Source organism: Pseudomonas sp. NFACC14, assembly GCF_900106885.1.
In the GTDB taxonomy this organism is placed as follows: Bacteria; Pseudomonadota; Gammaproteobacteria; order Pseudomonadales; family Pseudomonadaceae; genus Aquipseudomonas; species Aquipseudomonas fluorescens_AA.
The window spans coordinates 1-18,099 of the sequence record NZ_FNOA01000006.1 but is presented as its reverse complement, the minus strand read 5'-3'; the positions used below and the strand labels follow the sequence as shown (position 1 = coordinate 18,099).

Genomic DNA, 18,099 nt, shown 5'->3' with positions numbered 1-18,099 from the left:
AAAGTACCTGGGCTAAAGCCCCTCCTCCAGCACCTTGCTCAACTGCGCGCCATCGATGCTCAACGTCGCCGTGTCGAGCATGCCGTCCAGGTACGCCTTGGCGATCTGTTCCTGGCGCTGGGCACGCAGGGCCTGGGTCAGGCGCTCGCGGACTTCGTCCAGGGTCGCCTCTCGGGCCGGTTGTTGCTCGGTGAGTTTGATGACATGGAACCCTGCCGGGCTCTGCACCGGGTCCGATACCGCGCCGACCTTCAAGCGTGCCACGGCCTCGCGCACCGGCGGCACCAGTTGCTGCAACGGCTGATAACCACTGTCACCGCCGCGCTCGGCACTGGTGCGGTCCTGGGAAAAACGACTGGCCAGGGCGCCGAACTCAGCAGGTGAGGCCTGGGCTTTCTTGCTCAACTCCAGCGCTTGCCGACGCACCGCTTCCACGGTTTGCGGCTCGCTGGCTGCCAGGAAAATCTGACTGACACGGTACAATGCCGGCGCGGTCCAATTGGCTTTCCCGGCGTCGTAAGCCTGTTTCAACTCGTCCTCACTGGGATAGCCGGCCGGCACCTGGCTCACCGACTGCAAGTAATCGCGAAACACAATCTGCTCGGCCGCCGCTCGTGTCTGCCGCTCCACCTCGGGCCGCTGGCGCCAACCCTGGGCATCGGCCTGCTCCAACACGGCTTTTTCCGCCAGGCGGGCACGGATCCAGCCCTCCAGCGCAGCCCGATTACCCCGCATTTGCTGACGAACCTCGGGAGCCAGTGCGGCCAGCAAGGTCTTGAGTTCTTCGGGGCTGACCTGCTGGTTGCCTAATCGGGCCAAACTCGGCGAGTCGGCCGGCACAACGCTGGCGGCCTGCACCGCGGCGACCGGATCGCTGCCCGGCCGCAGGCCCAGCACCAGCGCCAAGGCGATCAGCCCCAGCGCCGCGGCGCTGATGACGAAGGTCGGTTTTTTCACGATGCGACGGCCTCCTCCAGGGGCGCCTCGACGGGCTCGGCCGGGGTTTGCGCCCGCACCGCGTTCTGGCTGTACTCACGCAGGTAGACAATGAATTCCTGCAACAGGCGGTCCCACAGTTCCAGATGACTGCGCAGATGATCGGCACTCACGCCCGCCGCAACCACGACGTCCATTTCCATCACCAGGAATTCGCCTTGCAACGACAACCGGGCAAAACGTCGCGAGGCGTTCCACAGTTCTGCCAACCCGTCCGGCAATTGGCCTTGCACCCGCAAGGCACAGCTGAAGGTGAAGTCCAGGTATTGGCCCGCCGTCGCCGCCGGATTGCCGAAACGCACGGCAAAGCCGATGCCCTGGCTGGCACTGAGCAGTTGCACAATGCCGTTCTGCTCGGTTTCGTTGACCCGATAACCCGCGGCCTGCAACAACTCGGTCAGGGATTTCGCACCGACATTTTCAATCATTGAGGTCATGTTCGATTCATCCTTGTTCTGTTCAGTGAGTGATCGAGGCCTGGGGCGCATCGAAACGGTTCTTGTAGAGATCATCGCCGAACCCTTGGGCCAGCTCTTCGAAACGCACCCGGGCCTTGGCCGCGAACGGCTGGCGGATCTTCACGATGTCGGTCACATCAATGGTTTCGTAGGCATGCAGCAGCGTCTTGGCGACTTCGTACATCTGCTGATTCTTGACCGAACATTGCTGCACTTGTGTGTCACGCTCGGTCAATTGCGCCTCCAGACGCGCGCGCTCGGCCTCTTTGCCGCGAGCCAGGACCAGCAGCTCGTCGTAGGCTTTCTTGAACTTGCCCATTTGCTCGTTGCTGGCCGCCACCTGGGCCTGGGCCTGGCTTTGCAGGTTTTGCTGATGCCCGGCCAGTTGCTCATTCAGGGCCTGGGCCTTGCTCAATTGCGCGCTCAATTGCTTGATCTGCGCCTGGGCCTCCTTGGCCTGGCTCTCCGCGGCCTGCCGGGCGGCACTGGCCTGGGCCTGTTCGCTTTGCAGGGTCTGCAACTGGGCGGTGGTGCTGCGCAGTTGCGCCCGCAGGCGTTCTTCCAGGCCTTCGCCGTGGGCACCGCCGCTCAGAAGCAGGCCCAGCACCAGTAACGCGGCCGGACATTGGTAGATGACACGCCTTTTCATGAGACCTCCCTGCGCTTAGAAGCGCGTGTTGATTTCAAGCTGCAAGACATCGATGTCGTACGGCGCGCCGTACACCGCTTCGGAACTCAACCAGCGACCGGTGGCGAAGACGTTGCTCGCCAGGCCATAGTTGCCGCCCAGGAAATAACCCTTGGCGTTGGTGCCACCCAGATGGAATGACGAATCGTTGAAGCCGTCCGGCAAGGCGTCCGGCTGGATGTACTTGTAGCCGGCGAACAGGTTCCAGTCGCCTTCGCGCTTGAGTTCCAGGGAGTTGCCAAGGGTGAACTGGAGCATCCAGGCGTTGGCACCGCTTTCCACCTCGCCATCGCTGTCCAGGTTGTTGGCGAACTGCCCCGCGGAGCGCTTGCGCATCTCGCCTTCGTCGTAGCCCAGGTTGTGGACGTAGTGGGCCTGGCTGCGCAGTTTCAGGTCTTCGGGCAGATCGGTGTCCCACGCGAAGTTCAGGTCCAGCAGGTTGAACTCCGAGGCCAGGCCGACGTATTGCGGCTGTGGCGTGGTCGACGGGTTGAGGGGGTTGGGCGTGATGTCGCGCAGCAGGAACACGGTGTTGCCCTTCTGCATGAACGCCACCCGCGAACCGTCGCTGTCACAGCCTGGATCACCGGCCCAGGGCTGGCACGGCGAGGAACGCTGGCCTTCGATGTCGTCGAAGCGGTAATAGGCCAACGCGCCCTTGATCCGGTTGCTGTCGTTGATGGCCCAGTTGGCCCCCAGTTGCGCACCGTACAGCCACTTGTTGTCGCTCTCTTCCTTGTCGCTGCCATTGCTGGTGCTGGTGTCGTTGGTGTACTCCACCGGGAACGCGCCGACGGTGCCGAACACGCCCCAGTCCTGATTGAGCTTGTGGTTGAAATTCGCCGCCACGCCATCGAAGTTCAGGTCGCCGGAATACAACAGGTCGGTGGAGAAGAACGGGTTGGCGAAACGCCCGCCGGTCAAGGTCAACTCGTCCGAGGGCTTCCAGGTCAGGTAGCCCTGGTCGAGCCAGATGTCTTTTTTGCCAAAGCCGCCGCCGAGGGTCTGGGTGGTGGACACCGGGTTGTTGTCCGAGCCGGTGCCGATGCGGATGCCCGCCGTCCATTGCGGGGCAATCACGGCCTTCATGCCCAGGCGGGCACGCAGGCGGAACAGGTTTTCCCGGTCTTCCCGAGTATTGAGCAACGGCGGCAGGCTGGAACTGCTGTTGGGGTTGACGTCGTAAGGCCCCTTGTCATTGAGCCGGGCGAAATCAACGATTTCGTTGCTGTTGGTGCCGGAGTAATAGCGCGACTCATCCCGCAAGCGAATGTCGCCATCGAAACTGATGCGCGAGACCCAATCCGGGAAGGTGTTGGGCTGGGCCCAGTTTTCCTGCTTGGCGGTGGCCATGACTTCGGCCTTGACCTGGTCGCGGATCTGCTCACGCACGATGTTCGGCACGTATTGCACCCGCACGTCCCCCGGCGCACCGACCGGCGTCGCGGCGACTGCCGTGGCGGCTTGGCGGGCCTGCACGGCCTCCCGCTCGGCCTGGGCGATCAAGCCATCGGCCTGGTCCTGTTTCAACACGCCCTGCTGCACCAGCAGGCGGATCAGATTGATCGTGGCGTTTTCCGAAGGCGCCGGGGCGGCGGCCGCGTGGCCGGCCAGGCTCAGGACCACCAGGCCGATCGCCCACGACAATCGATTCACATTGGAAATCATCTGCACACAACTCCTGTTGGCAAACTTTCAAATAGTCGGTTAACCCGGCCGCCGTCCCTGCAAGGACAGGCGCACGGGCAACGTCAGGGAGGCCGGGGGCCGTTCACTCAAATGGGGCGCGGCACGCAGGGCGGAAATCACTTGCTCGTCCACTTGCCGGTTGCCGCTGGACTTGACCAGCTCGACCCGGGTGATTTCGCCCACGGCACTGAGCCAGACATCGGCCTGCAGGGAGAACGCCAGGCTGCGCAGGTCGGGGTTTTCCCGCAGCAAGCGCTGGAAGGTGAACGCCAGGAACTGGCTGTAGGTGCCATTGCCCAGGCGTCCGCCCCCTGCCCCGGCCATGCCGCCGCCCTTGCCGGCACCGATGTTGAACGCGTCGTTGCCGGACTGGGCATCGCCGTCCATTTGCATCGGGTTCGCCAGGTCATCCACCGGCGACGGCGGCGCTTCTTCTTCGGGCTTGACCTCTTCGGGTTCCGGGGTCGGCTCTGGCTCGACCACTTTCTCCTCGACCTGGGGTTCCGGCTCCTTGGGCTTCTCCGGCGGTGGTGGGGGCGGAGGCGGCAGCGGGATGATGGTCGGCACCTTCGGGGCTTCGCGGCGCACGCCACTCATGTCATTGGCCCACTGCCACAGCAGCCAGGCCGCGACGACGCCCAGCAGCAGGCCGGCGACCCACTTAAGCAGGCGCAGCGGCGAAGTCTTCACCGGGGGCGGATCGATGGGAAGTCTGGCGGTCATGATCAGCCCTGGCTCGGTTTGCCGGTCACGAGACCGACCTGGGACAGTTCCAGGCGCCGCAACAGATCCAGCACTTCAATGACTTTCTGGTACTGCACCGTCGCGTCGCCGCGCACGATCACCGGGAAGTCCGGGCTCTGTGCCTTTTCGATGCGTAGGCGCTCTTCCAGTTCGGCCAGGGTCACCGGATAGGCATCGAGGAACACCTGCCCGCCGTCATTCACCGAAATCGCCTTGGTCTTGGCCTCGGACAACGACACCGAGGCACTGGCCTTGGGCAGGTTGATCTGGATACCTGACACCTGGGCGGTGGCCGTGAGGATGAACATCACCAGTACCACCATGAGCACATCCACCAGTGGCGTGATGTTGATGCTGTCGACCGCTGCATCATCGTCGTCATCGTGTGAAGCGTTTACGCTAGCCATGGCGACTCCCTCAGGCGGGTACGGACGATTGGACGTGATGACCGCGACGAGGGGCCGCTTCACCGGACTGGCCTTCGCCGTGCATCTCCGCCAGGCGCGTGATGAACTCGTCGACGAAGACCCGCATGTCGGCGCTGACTTCCTTGTTACGGGTGATCAGGCGGTTGTAGCCGAACAACGCCGGGATCGCGACGAACAGGCCCATGGCGGTGGCGAGCAATGCCGCGGCCATGCCTGGGGCGATAGCGTTGATGTTCACGTCGCCGGCCATGGCCGTGCCGAGGAACACCACCATGATCCCCAGCACAGTGCCGAGCAGGCCGATGTACGGCCCGCCGGCGATGGCGTTGGACAGGGTCGAGAGCTTCGAACTCAGCGCCTGGTTCTCGCGGGTGCGCACGCCATCCATCGAGCAACGGATCGCTTCGATGGTGGCCGCTGATACCGACGAGGTGTCCGCGCCCTGCTCACGGCGGGTGCGGATTTCCTTGACGGCCACCAGGTACAAGCGCCACAGCGATGAATGTTGCAGGCGCTGGGCGAGGTCCTGGTCGTCGGCGAACATTTCCAGGCGCGTGCCGATCTTGGCGAACTGCTCGCGGAAAACTTCGTTGGCGGCACTGAGGCGGCTGACCATGCGGTTCTTGCGGATCATGATGATCCACGACTGGAACATCATCAGCACCAGCACCCCGATGATCACCCAAGCGTCGAGCGGCACGGCGTTGAGCAGGAACCCCAGGCTGCCGAAACCGAAGCCGGACTGTTCTTCATCGACGCCGTAGGCCACCAGTTTCGATTCGGCGCCCTGGGCATTGGCGTCGGCCAACAGCAACGGCGCCGGACGAGCGACCTTGGACAGGCGCGCTTCGTCCATGGCGCCGCTGAAAGGCGCGAAGGCTCCGGCGGAGACATCGGCACCCAGGGCGATCGGCGAATTGAACGCCGGCATCGCCACCGCCAGGCTCGCGGTCTCACGCCCGTTGACGTACAGCACGACCCGGTCGCCCGAGGCGGTCAACGCCAGGTGCTGCCATTGACCGGGGTTCAGCGGCTGGGTCGAGACGGCGCGCTGGTCATTGATCGCCACGAACGGCACACCCTGGTTGACCCCAACCAACAGGCTGGTGGCGGCTTCGCGACGGGCCAGGATCACCTGTTCGCCACTGGCCTGGTCCTGGCGCAGCCAGGTGCTGAAGGTGAACGCCGCGCCGGCGCTGTGTTGCAACGACGGACTGGCCGGCAACAACAACGGCTGGCCATTGAACTGCAAGGCCCGTCCGATCACGCCGTCGATGCTCACGCCGGTCGCGCCCTGGGCATTGTTGCCGTAGGCCGTGGTATCCCGGGGCGGTACGCCGGTGGCGCCGTCGAAGTGGTACAGCGCGGTGTAGTCCGGGTCGAAGGTCAACTGGCCGCCGCTCGTGGCCGGCGCCTTCTGGTTGCCGTAATACATCCACACGTCCTGGCGCTGACCGCCCTCCACGCTCGGCACGTCGACCCAGATCAGCGCCATGCCCATCAGCGGGTCGAAGCTTTCGATCTGGTGATTGAGCACGGTCTTGTCGTCGGCACTGACGAAACGCAAGTCCGAGCCGTCGTCCTTGACCCCGTCGAAGGTGAAGTTGCCGGTGTGCAAGCGCACCAGCAACGCGGTGCGGCCCAAGGCCTGGGCGATGGCGGCGCCCTGGGGCGTGGTGTCCACCGAAATCTGTTTGCGATAGTGCCAGTCGTCCTGCCACCAGGCGTTGGCGGTCGCCGGAAGCACCAGCCCCAGGCAGATAAACAGGGATAACAATAAGCGTTGCATGGACATGACTCCTGGGTTCAAAACGTCGCTTGCAGGTTGAAGTGCAGGCGCGATTCCTGTTTCGAGGTGTTCGGCCCTTCGAGCAGCGGATAGCCCCAGTCGAGGCTGCCGGACAGCCATTTGCTCAGGCTCGCGCGGGTGCCGAGGCCGACGCTGGCGAGGCTGTAGTCGGCGTCCTGGTCGGGCAGTTCGTCACGCAAATACAGCTGCGCGCCTTCGGCGAAGGCATAGAAGCGCCACTCCTGGACATAACTGCCGAGGAACTTGGCCAGGGACGGGGTACGCAGCTCCTGGGACAGCAGGTAGCCGTCGTCGCCGGTGCGCTCGGCAGCCAGGTAGCCGCGCACCGACGTGGCGCCACCGGCGGAGAATTGCTCGTTGGAAACCAACGGCCCGGAGGCCAGTTGGAAAGCGGCCTTGGAGGCCGTCTGCCAGTCGTTGCCGAAGGTGAAGGTGTAATTGCCGTCGCCCTTGAGCACCGCGAAGCTGGGGCTGGCGCGATAGCGCTTGTAGTCGAACTCTTCGTCGGAGCTGCCATAGCCCAGCAGACTCCGGGTACCCGCCACCAGGCTCAGGCCGAGGCCCAACTGGCTGTTCTCGGTGTAGCGGAAACCGTTATAGGCGAAGATGAACGGTGCGTATTTGAGCGGCGCCTTGTCGCTGGCACCGCCCAGGTTCAGCTCTTCCTCGAAGTCCTTGAAATCCACCCCGACCGAAAAGCTGTTGGCCCATGCCCCCGTGGAGGGCAGGCTGTAGATCGCCGACACCCCGTAGGAATGCCCTTTGCCCAACACGTTACTGCCGCCGACGGTCGCCACGTTGCTGTCGGACTGGTACCCCGAGAACTGCACACTCCAGCGTTCGCTCAGCGGCGCGGTGTAGGAACCCGACCAGACCTTGGCGTTTTCGGTGTCCTGGGGCGCGGTGAAGAAGGTCAGCGAAACGCTGTGGCCCAGTTGCCAGAGGTTGTTGTAGCCCAGGCTGGCGACCGTGCGCAGTTTTTCGGTGTCGGCACTGTAGTCGTTGTTCAGCCCCAGGCTGGCCTGCCAGGGGTCCTGGTCCTGGACTTGCAAGTCCACGTCCATGGTCCCGGGGCGCTGGCCTTCGCGCACCAGCGGCATGACCTGGCGCCCCGGGGTCTTGTTCAACTGCGCCAGCTCTGCCTGGACCCGGGCGAAATCGGGCACCTCGCCTTCCTTCAGCGCCGGCACGTCGTCACGGATTTCAACGGGCGAATAGTGCTTGGCCCCGACCACGCGCACACGACCGATCTTGGTTTCGCTGACTTGCAGGTAGACGATGCCGTCTTCGACTTTCTGCTCTGGCAACTCGACGAATACCGATTGATAACCGCGGGCCTGATAGGCTTTTTGCAGGGCTTCCCGGGCGCCTTCGATGTCGCTCAAGGCCTTTTGCGGTCCCAGGAACGGGTACACCGCTTCCTCGATCGCCCGGGCATCGAGCACGGTGTTGCCGCGCACGAAGTACTCGTTCACATCCACCCGGCGCGTCGGCGCCGCGTCGGCCTCCTGCCCGCCTTCGGCGGCAAAGGCCGACGGCCCCCCGACCGCCAGCAGCAGCCAGCCCCACAGCGCCGGCCGCGATTTGAAGAAATGCTCCACACCACCCCCTGAGTTCAAAGTACGGCTCAATTGCTTATGGTCGATGTCGTGGCGTGCCGGGCCAGCCAGGTGTGCAGCAGCGCGAAGTTCAAGGAGAACTCCGGCATTTGCAGCAAGGCGCCACAGAACACTTCACCGATGATTTTCTCGATGAGCCGCACCGCCCGCGCATCGCCCAGCAGCGTGGCGAGGTCTTTACTCAGGACGTTGAAGCTCCAGACCTTCTGGTTCAGGTCCAGGCCGACGAACCAGCGGAACAGCAGGTTGTAATTGAGTTGTTCGTAGAGTTGCTGCTCGCTGGGCACCGAATAGAGCAGTTGCAGCAGGAGGATGTGCATGGCAGTTTGCGGTGCGATCAGCATCTGGGCTCTGGCGTTGAGGCCCTGCAGCACATCGCGATGGTCATCCAGCAGGTCGTCGATCTGCGGACGCAGCAAGACCAGTGAATGGCCTTGCGGAATGTAGCTGGACACTTCCTTGAGCGCGCCCTGCCAGTCATCCTGGGAAACGATCCAGACCCAAGGCGCACCGTAGCGATACACCGAGACCGGTTGCTTGCGCGCCGCCTCGACGATCTTCGACAGCCGCTGGTCAAGCTCCTGCATGCCCACTTTCGAATAACGTTCCATAGTCCCCATCGCCTCACTCCCGGCTTCGCGCCCCGGCTCCAAACGACCTGAAAGGCCCCCTCGAACACGTCACACAGGCATGACGGGAATGGCGATGTGCTACCGAACTTTTGTCATGAAAGCTTCATTTTGGAGAGTAAGGAGGGAGTGAGCTTTTTGTGGGAGCGAGCTTGCTCGCGATGGCGGTGGGTCTGTTGGCGATGATGTCGAATGGGCAGCCGTTATCGCGAGCAAGCTCGCTCCCACAGGGGTTTTCGGATGGAGACAGGGTTTGTGTCCACCACCCTTCCAGTGTGGGAGCCGAGCTTGCTCGCGATGGTGGTGGGTCTGTTGGCGGTGATGTCGAATGGACAGCCGTCATCGCGAGCAAGCTCGCTCCCACAGAGGTTCTCGGGTGGAGACGGGGTTTGTGTCCACCACTCATTCCAATGTGGGAGCTCGGGTGTTGGCGAGGAGGCCTGTGTCTTTATTGGTGCTGCACCTGCACCATCGAACTCACCTGCACCCGCGCCTGCATCTGTTCCGCCCCGCCACCCCGGCGCATGCCGCGTACTGGGCAGGCGTCGAGGTAGTCCAGGCCGATCGCCAGTTTCAGGTGGCGATCGGGAAGGGTCAGGCGGTTGGTCACGTCGAAGCTGTACCAGCCATCGTCCAGCCAGGCTTCGGCCCAGGCGTGGCTTGCCAGGTGGCTTTCATCTTCGGTGCACAGATAGCCGGAAACATAGCGCGCTGGAATACCCAGGCTGCGTGCGCAGGCCAGGAAGGCGTGGGTATGGTCCTGGCAAACCCCCGTTCCACCGGCAAACGCCTCGGCGGCGGTGCTGTTGACCGCTGTCGTGCCGGGGCTGTAGGGCATCCGCGCCGCCAGGCCGTTCATCAGGTCGGTCAAGGCCGAACGATCACGCCGGCCAGCGCATTGTTCGACGGCGAAGGCGCTGAGGGTCTCATCCGCCTGGGTGAGGCGGCTGGTGCGCAGAAACGGCAGCGGTGACTGAGAGTCCGGTTCCATCGCGATGGACTGATGGATTTCCACCTCGCCATACGCCGTCAGCACCAAGGCACCGTGGGGCTCGTCCATGGTCATCACGTGGAGAATGTTGCCATAGGGGTCAATCTGGCTGCGCACCAGTCGCGGCAGTTCCAGATGCCATTGCAGGATGCGCTGGCGCTGAGTGTCCCGAGGCGTCAGGCGCAGGAACTGGATGCTGGTGCAGACTTCATCGGCGTAGCTGTAAGTTGTGTCGTGGCGTATGGACAGTTTCATACGACCTCCAGGTAAGACTCATGGACGGTCTGGCCCAAGTGACGGATCTGACCAATCAGGTCGGTCAACCATTGGTGCAGGCCCGACGCCAGGATTTCGTCGATCCCGGAATAGCGCAGGCGCGCATTCAGCTCGGCGGCCAGGCGTTGTGCCGGCCGGCCGTTGTTGCCCGGCAAGCTGGCGAGGATATGGTCCAGTTCCTCGATACAGGCATGCAGCGAGCGTGGGACGTCGGCCCGCAACAGCAGCATCTCGGACACCTGCTCGGCATTGGGCGCGTTGCGGTAGATCTCGTTGAACGCCTCGAACGAAGACAACGCGCGCAACAAGGCACTCCACTGGTAATAACCACGGGCCGAGTTGTCGCTGACCTCTTCCGATTCCTCGCCGAACATTTCATAGCGAGCATCCAGCAGGCGCAGGGTGTTGTCGGCTCGTTCGATAAAGGTCCCCAGGCGGATGAAACAGTAGGCATCATTGCGCATGATGGTGCCCGATGTCGCGCCACGGAACAGGTGCGAACGCTCCTTGACCCACTCACAGAAATGGCTGATGCCGTAGCGCCCCAGGCCGTTGCTGGCGATGTTGCGCATTTCCAGCCAGGTGGCGTTGATGTTTTCCCACATGTCGGCGGTGATGCGCCCGCGCACGGCATGGGCATTGGTCCGCGCGGCTCGCAGGCAGCTATAGATACTGCCGGGGTTGGTTTCGTCCAAGGCGAAGAAATGCAGCATGCGCTCGGTGTTGAGCGCGTCATAACGGGCGTTGTAGTCGTCCAGCGTGCCGGCCGCCAGCAGCGACATCGCCAGCTCGGCATGGCCATCGCTGCGTCCGGCCTGGGGCATCAGCGACAGCGAATAACTGACTTCGAGCATGCGCGCCAGGTTCTCGGCGCGCTCCAGGTAGCGGGACATCCAATAGAGGTCCGAAGCAGTTCTTGAAAGCATGTCTTAGTCCTCCACTACCCAAGTGTCTTTGGTGCCGCCGCCCTGGGACGAGTTCACCACCAGCGAGCCCTCACGCAGCGCCACGCGGGTCAGCCCGCCAGGCACCAGGCGGGTTTCCTTGCCCGACAGCACGAACGGGCGCAGGTCGATGTGGCGCGGCGCGATGCCGCTTTCGACAAAGGTCGGGCACGTGGACAGGCTCAAGGTCGGCTGGGCGATGTAGGCTTCGGGACGGGCCTTGAGGCGTGCACGGAAATCTTCGATTTCCGCCGCGCTGGCTGCCGGCCCGACCAGCATGCCGTAGCCGCCGGAACCCTGGGTTTCCTTGACCACCAGATCCGGCAGGTTGGCCAACACATGGGACAGGTCCTGGGGCTTGCGGCACTGCCAGGTGGGCACGTTCTTCAGGATCGGTTCTTCGGTGAGGTAGAAGCGGATCATTTCGTCGACGTAAGGGTAGATCGACTTGTCGTCGGCCACGCCTGTGCCGACCGCGTTCGCCAGCACCACGTTGCCCGCACGGTAAACGGCGATCAGCCCGGGCACGCCCAGCATCGAATCGGGGTTGAACGACAACGGGTCGAGGTAGGCATCGTCAAGGCGACGGTAAATCACGTCCACCTGTCGAGGGCCGGCAGTGGTGCGCATGTACACGTGGTCGTCCCGCACGAACAGATCGGCCCCCTCCACCAGCTCCACGCCCATTTCACGGGCCAGGAAGGCGTGTTCGAAATAGGCACTGTTGAAGCGTCCCGGCGTCAGCACCACGGCGGTGGGGTTTTCCAGGGGGCTTGAGCTCTTGAGGGTGTCGAGCAGCAGGTTCGGGTAATGATCGATGGGGGCCACGCGCTGGGCGGCGAAGAGCTCGGGGAACAGGCGCATCATCATCTTGCGGTCTTCGAGCATGTAGCTCACGCCGCTGGGCGTACGCAGGTTGTCTTCCAGCACGTAATAGCTGCCGTCACCGTCGCGAACCAGGTCGACACCGGCGATATGGGCGTAGATGCCCCGGTGCAGGTTCAGGCCCTGCATCGCGATCTGGTAGCCCTCGTTGGCCAGGACCTGCTCGGGCGGGATGATCCCCTCCTTGAGGATGCGCTGCCCATGGTAGATGTCGGCCAGGAACATGTTCAGGGCCTGGACCCGCTGGATGCAGCCACGCTCGACCATCTGCCATTCACTGGCCTTGATGCTGCGGGGAATGATATCGAAGGGGATCAGGCGCTCGGTGCCCTGCTCGTCCCCATAGAGGGTGAAGGTGATGCCGGCCCGGTGGAACAGCAGGTCGGCTTCGCGGCGGCGTTGCTCGAGCAGTTCAAGCGGGGTATCCGCCAGCCAGCGCGAGAAGGCTTGGTAATGCGGGCGGCAGTCACCCTTTGCGTCATACATTTCATTAAAAAAAGCGTGGGGCATAGCCAACTCCCAGCCGCGTTCTACACGGCATTTCTTATCACTTCGTCATTCCGACGGTTCGGCCTTGCCTTGCTTTAAACCCTGCTTGATTGAGTGCGGTCCCGGGATTGTCCTCTGTTACTCTTCATGGATGGTGTGTCCTGGCCTGAAAGGCCGGGTTTTCAATACTTAGCAAAGGGTGTGCCTAAGCGTGACGGTGGCACGTACTGAATAGAAGAAGCATTGCAAAACCGCAAAAAGGCGAAATTATTTTTCGATCTGGCGACATGAATGAACCTGAATACTGGCGCCCTTTGTCTCGACCGCTGGCTTGAGCGGCCCTTGAGCGGGTGAAATGGGACACGATGCCCCCACAACAGGGAAGTTTTTACTCATTCGCCCACGGCGGATCCTTCAGGCGCCGCGAACAACTCCAGGTGGCGCGAACCTCAACGCACTGCAACGTTGCAGGAACATGCACGGATTCATACCCTCGCCCCACCTTGAAGCAGCCAGGCCGTTCACCTCAGCTCATCCAGGACCGGGCGGTGATTGAACCATTGGCGATTTCCAAAGGCCTACGTCCTCGGGACCTGTCGCGGGTGACCCGAAACAATCAGATGCCTGTGCACGAAGCGTAGACCACTTCCCTCAAGGTCGCGGGCAGGTTGCCTCTGGCTGGCGTACAAAAAAATGCCCGGGACGCAGGTCCCAGGCATTTTTGTGTTTCAGTGCAGCAGAATCAGAACGTCACGCTGGCGCTCAGCTTGGCGGTACGCGGCTCACCGACAGCGACCTGCAACTGGCTGCCGGTGGAGGACGGGTAGTACTGCTTGTCGAACAGGTTGTCGACGTTCAATTGCAACGAGGTCTTGTGCCCCATCACCGGCGCTTCCCAGCGCAGGAAAGCGTCGGCGACGGTGTAGCTGCTCAGCCAGAAATCGTTGGCGTTGTTGGCGGCGCGTTCGCCGACGTAGCGAGCGCCGGCACCGGCGTGCCAGGCGCCGAATTCGGCCGGCACGTTCAAGTGGTGGGTCAGGTAGAGGCTGGCGGTGTGTTTCGGCGCATCGGCCAAGCGATGACCTTCGTCGTCCGGGTCGTCGAGGATTTCCGTGTGGGTGTAGGCGTAGGTACCGATCAGGTCCCAGCGGTCGGCCAGACGCCCGGTAATATCCAGCTCCAGGCCTTGGGAGCCGACTTTGCCGGCGGCTTCCGCGACATTGTCCACCACCGTCACCACATTCGTTTTAACGATATCGAACAGAGCGAGATTGATGTTCAGTCCTGGCAATGGGTCGTACTTCGCACCCAGCTCATAGCTGCGGCCCTCCTCCGGGTCGAATGTCTGAACGCCATCGGAGACGACGTCATTTGGTTTGAATGACCGACTGTAGTTACCGTACAGCGACAACGTGTCGGTGGCTTTGTAGACCAGACCAAGGAACGGAACGAAGGCGTCGCCGTTGTCATCACGATTAAGTTTGTAGCTGCCGCCCAAGCCTTGATCACTGTATTGATCGTAATGTTGATAGCGGCCACCGAAGACAAGGATCCAGCGATCATCCAGGTGCCAGTTGTCCTTCAGGTAAACGGAGCTGGAGGTCAGTTTGCTACTCAGGTTGCTTTGCGCTGCACTTATTCTGCTTGGCTCTGCCAGACCACCATAAACCGGCGCGGTGATATCGAACCCTCCTTGTGCATTGCCACGATAGGTCTTGCCACGGTATTGATCGGACACCTGATTATCGACACCGACCAGCAGATCATGCCGCTGCCCGAACAACTCCTGCTTACCCATGAAGTCCCAACTGGCATAGCGGGTTTCATCATCGTAATGAGCACCATTGGCCGCCCGGCGCAAAGCGCCGCTACTGTTAAGACTCGGTTGCACGAGTGAGAGGCTATAACGATCGTTATTCCAGCCATAAGTCACACGAGTCTTCCACGCCTCGCTCAGCTCATACTCGAAGCGTGCCGTCGCCGTCTCGCGAATCCCCACGCTCTTGGCCCAAGGCTCATCGAGGCGCTTGTCATAATCGATATCGGCCGGATGCCCGTTGGTGAACATCGTACCCCGGTCAAACGGATTGGAGTATTCGTTGTACTCATAACTCAGGTTCAACGAAGCCCGCTCCCCCGTCCAAGCCAGGGACGGCGCCACCAGCGTGCTCTCATTGACGCCGTAGTTGCGCCAGTAGTCCTCGTGGCCGCGCTCGGCAATCAGGCGATAGGCCAGGCCGGTATCGCCCAGCGGCCCGGTGGTGTCCAGGGCCATGGTGCCGCCGCCTTCGCTATAGGCCGAGCCGCTCAGCGTGGTGCTTTGGGTGTATTCCGGTTTCTTGCTGATGACATTGATCAGGCCGCCGGGCTCCAGCGCGCCGTACAGCATCGAGGCCGGGCCCTTGAGTACTTCGACGCGGTCGGTGGTGGCGCTGAAGTTGTGGCCCAGGTTCGAACGCACGCCGTCGCGCAGGATCGAACCGTCGTCGTTGGTGCCGAACCCGCGCTTGACCAACGAGTCCCGCGAGCCGCCCAGGGTATTGCCCTGGCTGACGCCGCTGACGAACTTCATCGCATCATCCAACGAACGCACCTGGTAATCCGACAAGGTCTGCTGGGTCACCACGTTGATCGACTGCGCCTCTTCCTTGATCGGTACATCGCTCTTGCTCGCCGTGCTGGCTTGCGACGTCGTATAGCCCTCGTCCTGAGTGACACGACTGCCCTGGATATCCGTGGCCGGCAGTTCGACAGCGTCCTGTGCCCACAACGGGCTTGCAATGAAGCAGCAGGACAGGGTTGGCAACACACACTGGATGAAGACGTTGCGATTTGCGAGGGGGGTGGAACGATTCAAGACGCGCACTCATGGAAGGGACGTTAATGAGAGCAAATATACTTTGAGAATCATTCCCAGTAAATATTTTGTATCAAGTGATGATCACCCCAAACCTCTGTGGGGCTTGCTCCCACAGGTGATATCAAATCGCCCCGCCGCCCTAAAGCTTTGCCGCTCGCGGTCGAATGTATTCCATTAAGAGATTTTTTTGCCCAGGAGCAGCGGCATGCGGACGTTAAAGGACTTGTACGAGTCTATCGAAATGCGGTTTTTCGATACCCTCACCAAAAAGCTGTCGAGTCTTTTCCTGTTGGTGCTGGTCAGTGGCTTGCTTTATTGGGTGGCCGTCAGCGCCCGCGCCGAGATCCTGCTGCTGTTGCGCAACGCGCAGCTGGACGGCGCCTTGCTGGGGCAGATCGAAGGCCGGCTCGACAGCCTTACCTACGCCCTGCTCCTCGGCGCGGTCCTGACGCTGGGCATGATCAGTTTCATGGTCTGGTATTTCCGCCACCTCATCGTGCGCCCCGTCACCGCCATGACCAAGGCCCTGGAAGAGATCGCCAATGGCGAAGGCGACCTGTCCAAGGACCTGCCGCTGGTGACCCACGACGAGATCCGCGTATTGGCCGGCACCTGCAACCGATTCCTGGCCAAGCAACGGGAGATCATCAGCAATGTCCAGGTACTGACTGTGCACATCGCTGTCGAGTCGGCCCGCTCGCTGAAGAACATCAGCGACTCCAGCGACAGCGCCACCCACCAGGCCCGCTTCGCCAAGGAAGTGATGGACCAGAGCAACACCGCCGTGGGCCGCATCGAAGAAGTCTCGCGCCAGACCCAGGGCATCTCCAGCACCACCGCCCAGAACCTGAGCATGGCCCGCGACTCCTACGCCGAGCTACTGGAAGTAACCGGCAACATCAGTGAGATTTCCAGCAGCCTCGGTGAATTTGCCGCCCTGGTGAGCGCCTTGAACCAGCGTTCCTCGAGTATCAAGTCGATTGTCGGGTTGATCCAGCAGATTTCTGCCCAGACCAACCTGCTGGCCCTCAATGCCGCCATCGAAGCCGCCCGGGCCGGCGAAAGTGGCCGTGGCTTCGCGGTGGTGGCCGATGAAGTGCGCACCTTGGCACAGAATGTCAGCCGGGCCACCGACGATATCTCGCGCAACATCGACGCCATGCTCGAGGAAGTCAGCTCCACCCACGAACAGACCACGCAGATCAGCCACAGCGCCCGGGAAACCCAGAAAGTGGTGGAGCGCGCCTCCGGCCATTTCGAGAGCATGATCGTCGATTTCGAATCCACCAACGGCAAGCTGGCGGACATCGCGACCCACATCCAGCAGTTCGCCGACAGCAACACCGGGATCAACGACCGGGTGACCCAGATTCATGCCGACAGCGAGTTGATCGACCAGCGCATGCAGCATTCGGCAACGGCCACCCGCGACCTGTCCGGCGTGGCCGAAAAGGTCCAGGCGTTGCTGGGTCGTTTCGTGCTCGGCCACGGCAAGCTGGATGCCGCCATTACCCGCGCCAGCGAGTGCCGCGACACGCTCCAGGTCCGCCTGGAGGCGCTGCAACGCGAAGGCCTGAACCTGTTCGATCAGAATTACCAGCTGATTCCCGGTACCGATCCCAAGCAGTACATGGCCAGCTACACCGAACGCTTTGCCCAGGTGTGCCAGGAAGAATGCGACAAACTCACCCGCAGCACGCCGGGTGGCAAGGTTTCGTTCATTGTCGACAGCAAGGGCTACTGCCCGGTGAACAACAGTTGGGTCTCCAAGCCGCCAACCGGCGACCGGGCGGTGGATTTGCCGGTGTGCCGCAACAAGCGAATCTTCAATGACCCGATCGGCCTGCGCGCGGCGGGCAACGTCCAGCGCTTCCTGCTGCAGACCTACCTGCGCGATACCGGGGAAATCATGACCGAGATCGACGTGCCGTTCTTCCTCGGCGGCCGCCATTGGGGCAACTTGCGGGTGGGCTTCGATGCGGCGGTGTTGTTGGCGGAGTGAGGGTGCGCTTGCACGACGCCTGCCCCCTAAAAAACAACTGTGCGAGCTATTTGTGGGGGCCTGACTTGCCCGCGATAGCATCACCCCGGTAGCCAGATCAATCGAGGTGTCGGCATCGCGGGCAAGCCTTGCTCCCACACGGGCTCGTTTTTGCAAGGGATCCGGGGTGGATGACAATCCTGCCCCCCAAAAACGACTGTGGGAGCGAGCTTGCTCGCGATGGCGCTGGATCAGTCGACATCATCGTCAACTGACGCTCCGCCATCGCGAGCAAGCTCGCTCCCACAAGGGTTACATCATCCACCGGCCATCAGTTCAACAGCACTTGGGCCCACCCTTGCCGCCGTAACGGGCCTCCTGGCGTTCGCGAAAGAACGCCTCGTAGTCCATCATCGGTTTGTCCGGGTGCTTGGTTTGCATGTGCTCGACGTAGTTGTCGTAGTCGGGCATGCCGACCATCAGGCGGGCGGCCTGACCGAGGTATTTACCCAGGCGACTCAAGTCATTGAACATTGTTGCAATCCTCTATCAAGCGTCCGGCAGGGCCTGGAATGGCGCTTCCTTGTCCGTGCGTTCCTTGGTGCCCCAGGC

The 18,099-nt window shown here is 62.3% G+C and carries 15 protein-coding genes; 1 reads left to right on the top strand and 14 read right to left on the bottom strand.

Going from position 1 to position 18,099, the window contains the following annotated elements; genetic code table 11:
* Positions 1 to 12: 12 nt before the first annotated feature.
* From BLU85_RS11625 to BLU85_RS11565, 13 genes are all read right to left on the bottom strand, one after another.
* Positions 13 to 957, bottom strand: coding sequence for a peptidylprolyl isomerase (locus BLU85_RS11625; RefSeq protein WP_092199360.1), 945 nt, complete (start codon positions 955 to 957; stop codon positions 13 to 15).
* Positions 954 to 1,433, bottom strand: coding sequence for a YbjN domain-containing protein (locus tag BLU85_RS11620; protein WP_092199357.1), 480 nt, complete (start codon positions 1,431 to 1,433; stop codon positions 954 to 956). Before BLU85_RS11620 ends, BLU85_RS11625 begins: the two co-directional genes overlap by 4 nt.
* A gap of 22 nt (positions 1,434 to 1,455) precedes the next feature.
* Positions 1,456 to 2,103 (bottom strand): DNA repair protein, encoded by a 648-nt coding sequence (locus BLU85_RS11615; RefSeq protein ID WP_092199354.1) that lies wholly within the window; start codon positions 2,101 to 2,103, stop codon positions 1,456 to 1,458.
* A 15-nt stretch (positions 2,104 to 2,118) separates the two neighbouring features.
* Positions 2,119 to 3,810, bottom strand: coding sequence for a putative porin (locus BLU85_RS11610; protein ID WP_092199351.1), 1,692 nt, complete (start codon positions 3,808 to 3,810; stop codon positions 2,119 to 2,121).
* Positions 3,811 to 3,849: 39 nt separating this feature from the next.
* Positions 3,850 to 4,554 (bottom strand): energy transducer TonB family protein, encoded by a 705-nt coding sequence (locus tag BLU85_RS11605; protein ID WP_092199348.1) that lies wholly within the window; start codon positions 4,552 to 4,554, stop codon positions 3,850 to 3,852.
* Between the two features lie 2 nt (positions 4,555 to 4,556).
* Positions 4,557 to 4,982 (bottom strand): ExbD/TolR family protein, encoded by a 426-nt coding sequence (locus BLU85_RS11600; RefSeq protein ID WP_003201710.1) that lies wholly within the window; start codon positions 4,980 to 4,982, stop codon positions 4,557 to 4,559.
* 10 nt (positions 4,983 to 4,992) lie between these two features.
* The gene (locus BLU85_RS11595; RefSeq protein WP_092199345.1) at positions 4,993 to 6,792 is read right to left on the bottom strand and encodes a DUF2341 domain-containing protein; all 1,800 of its coding nucleotides are present in this window, start codon (positions 6,790 to 6,792) and stop codon (positions 4,993 to 4,995) included.
* A 17-nt stretch (positions 6,793 to 6,809) separates the two neighbouring features.
* Positions 6,810 to 8,372, bottom strand: coding sequence for a ShlB/FhaC/HecB family hemolysin secretion/activation protein (locus tag BLU85_RS11590; RefSeq protein WP_371914235.1), 1,563 nt, complete (start codon positions 8,370 to 8,372; stop codon positions 6,810 to 6,812).
* 68 nt (positions 8,373 to 8,440) lie between these two features.
* Positions 8,441 to 9,043: a transposase gene (locus tag BLU85_RS11585; protein ID WP_092199339.1), complete on the bottom strand. Its 603-nt coding sequence runs from the start codon at positions 9,041 to 9,043 to the stop codon at positions 8,441 to 8,443.
* 466 nt (positions 9,044 to 9,509) lie between these two features.
* Positions 9,510 to 10,307, bottom strand: coding sequence for a transglutaminase family protein (locus BLU85_RS11580; RefSeq protein ID WP_092199336.1), 798 nt, complete (start codon positions 10,305 to 10,307; stop codon positions 9,510 to 9,512).
* A complete protein-coding gene (locus tag BLU85_RS11575; protein ID WP_003201699.1) occupies positions 10,304 to 11,254 on the bottom strand; it encodes an alpha-E domain-containing protein in 951 nt (316 codons plus the stop codon). The genes BLU85_RS11580 and BLU85_RS11575 overlap by 4 nt, the downstream gene beginning before the upstream one ends.
* A gap of 3 nt (positions 11,255 to 11,257) precedes the next feature.
* Positions 11,258 to 12,667 carry a circularly permuted type 2 ATP-grasp protein gene (locus BLU85_RS11570; RefSeq protein WP_092164313.1) on the bottom strand — a complete coding sequence of 470 codons (1,410 nt, stop codon included), beginning with the start codon at positions 12,665 to 12,667 and terminating at the stop codon, positions 11,258 to 11,260.
* Between the two features lie 721 nt (positions 12,668 to 13,388).
* The gene (locus BLU85_RS11565) at positions 13,389 to 15,503 is read right to left on the bottom strand and encodes a TonB-dependent siderophore receptor (protein WP_092199333.1); all 2,115 of its coding nucleotides are present in this window, start codon (positions 15,501 to 15,503) and stop codon (positions 13,389 to 13,391) included.
* 208 nt (positions 15,504 to 15,711) lie between these two features.
* Here BLU85_RS11565 and BLU85_RS11560 point away from each other — a divergent pair, with 208 nt between their 5' ends.
* On the top strand, positions 15,712 to 17,508 hold the full coding sequence (locus BLU85_RS11560; RefSeq protein WP_092199330.1) for a methyl-accepting chemotaxis protein: 1,797 nt from the start codon (positions 15,712 to 15,714) through the stop codon (positions 17,506 to 17,508).
* Positions 17,509 to 17,823: 315 nt separating this feature from the next.
* Here the strand turns inward: BLU85_RS11560 and BLU85_RS11555 are convergent, their stop codons facing one another.
* A complete protein-coding gene (locus tag BLU85_RS11555) occupies positions 17,824 to 18,021 on the bottom strand; it encodes a YbdD/YjiX family protein (RefSeq protein WP_003182142.1) in 198 nt (65 codons plus the stop codon).
* Between the last annotated feature and the right edge of the window lie 78 nt (positions 18,022 to 18,099).

Bases quoted from the DNA above. Each gene is read 5' to 3' on its own strand.
- BLU85_RS11610 (WP_092199351.1), bottom strand. From the start codon at position 3,810: ATGATTTCCAATGTGAATCGATTGTCGTGGGCGATCGGCCTGGTGGTC.
- BLU85_RS11620 (WP_092199357.1), bottom strand. From the start codon at position 1,433: ATGACCTCAATGATTGAAAATGTCGGTGCGAAATCCCTGACCGAGTTG.
- BLU85_RS11595 (WP_092199345.1), bottom strand. From the start codon at position 6,792: ATGCAACGCTTATTGTTATCCCTGTTTATCTGCCTGGGGCTGGTGCTT.
- BLU85_RS11615 (WP_092199354.1), bottom strand. From the start codon at position 2,103: ATGAAAAGGCGTGTCATCTACCAATGTCCGGCCGCGTTACTGGTGCTG.
- BLU85_RS11580 (WP_092199336.1), bottom strand. From the start codon at position 10,307: ATGAAACTGTCCATACGCCACGACACAACTTACAGCTACGCCGATGAA.
- BLU85_RS11560 (WP_092199330.1), top strand. From the start codon at position 15,712: ATGCGGACGTTAAAGGACTTGTACGAGTCTATCGAAATGCGGTTTTTC.
- BLU85_RS11555 (WP_003182142.1), bottom strand. From the start codon at position 18,021: ATGTTCAATGACTTGAGTCGCCTGGGTAAATACCTCGGTCAGGCCGCC.
- BLU85_RS11585 (WP_092199339.1), bottom strand. From the start codon at position 9,043: ATGGAACGTTATTCGAAAGTGGGCATGCAGGAGCTTGACCAGCGGCTG.
- BLU85_RS11600 (WP_003201710.1), bottom strand. From the start codon at position 4,982: ATGGCTAGCGTAAACGCTTCACACGATGACGACGATGATGCAGCGGTC.
- BLU85_RS11570 (WP_092164313.1), bottom strand. From the start codon at position 12,667: ATGCCCCACGCTTTTTTTAATGAAATGTATGACGCAAAGGGTGACTGC.
- BLU85_RS11575 (WP_003201699.1), bottom strand. From the start codon at position 11,254: ATGCTTTCAAGAACTGCTTCGGACCTCTATTGGATGTCCCGCTACCTG.
- BLU85_RS11605 (WP_092199348.1), bottom strand. From the start codon at position 4,554: ATGACCGCCAGACTTCCCATCGATCCGCCCCCGGTGAAGACTTCGCCG.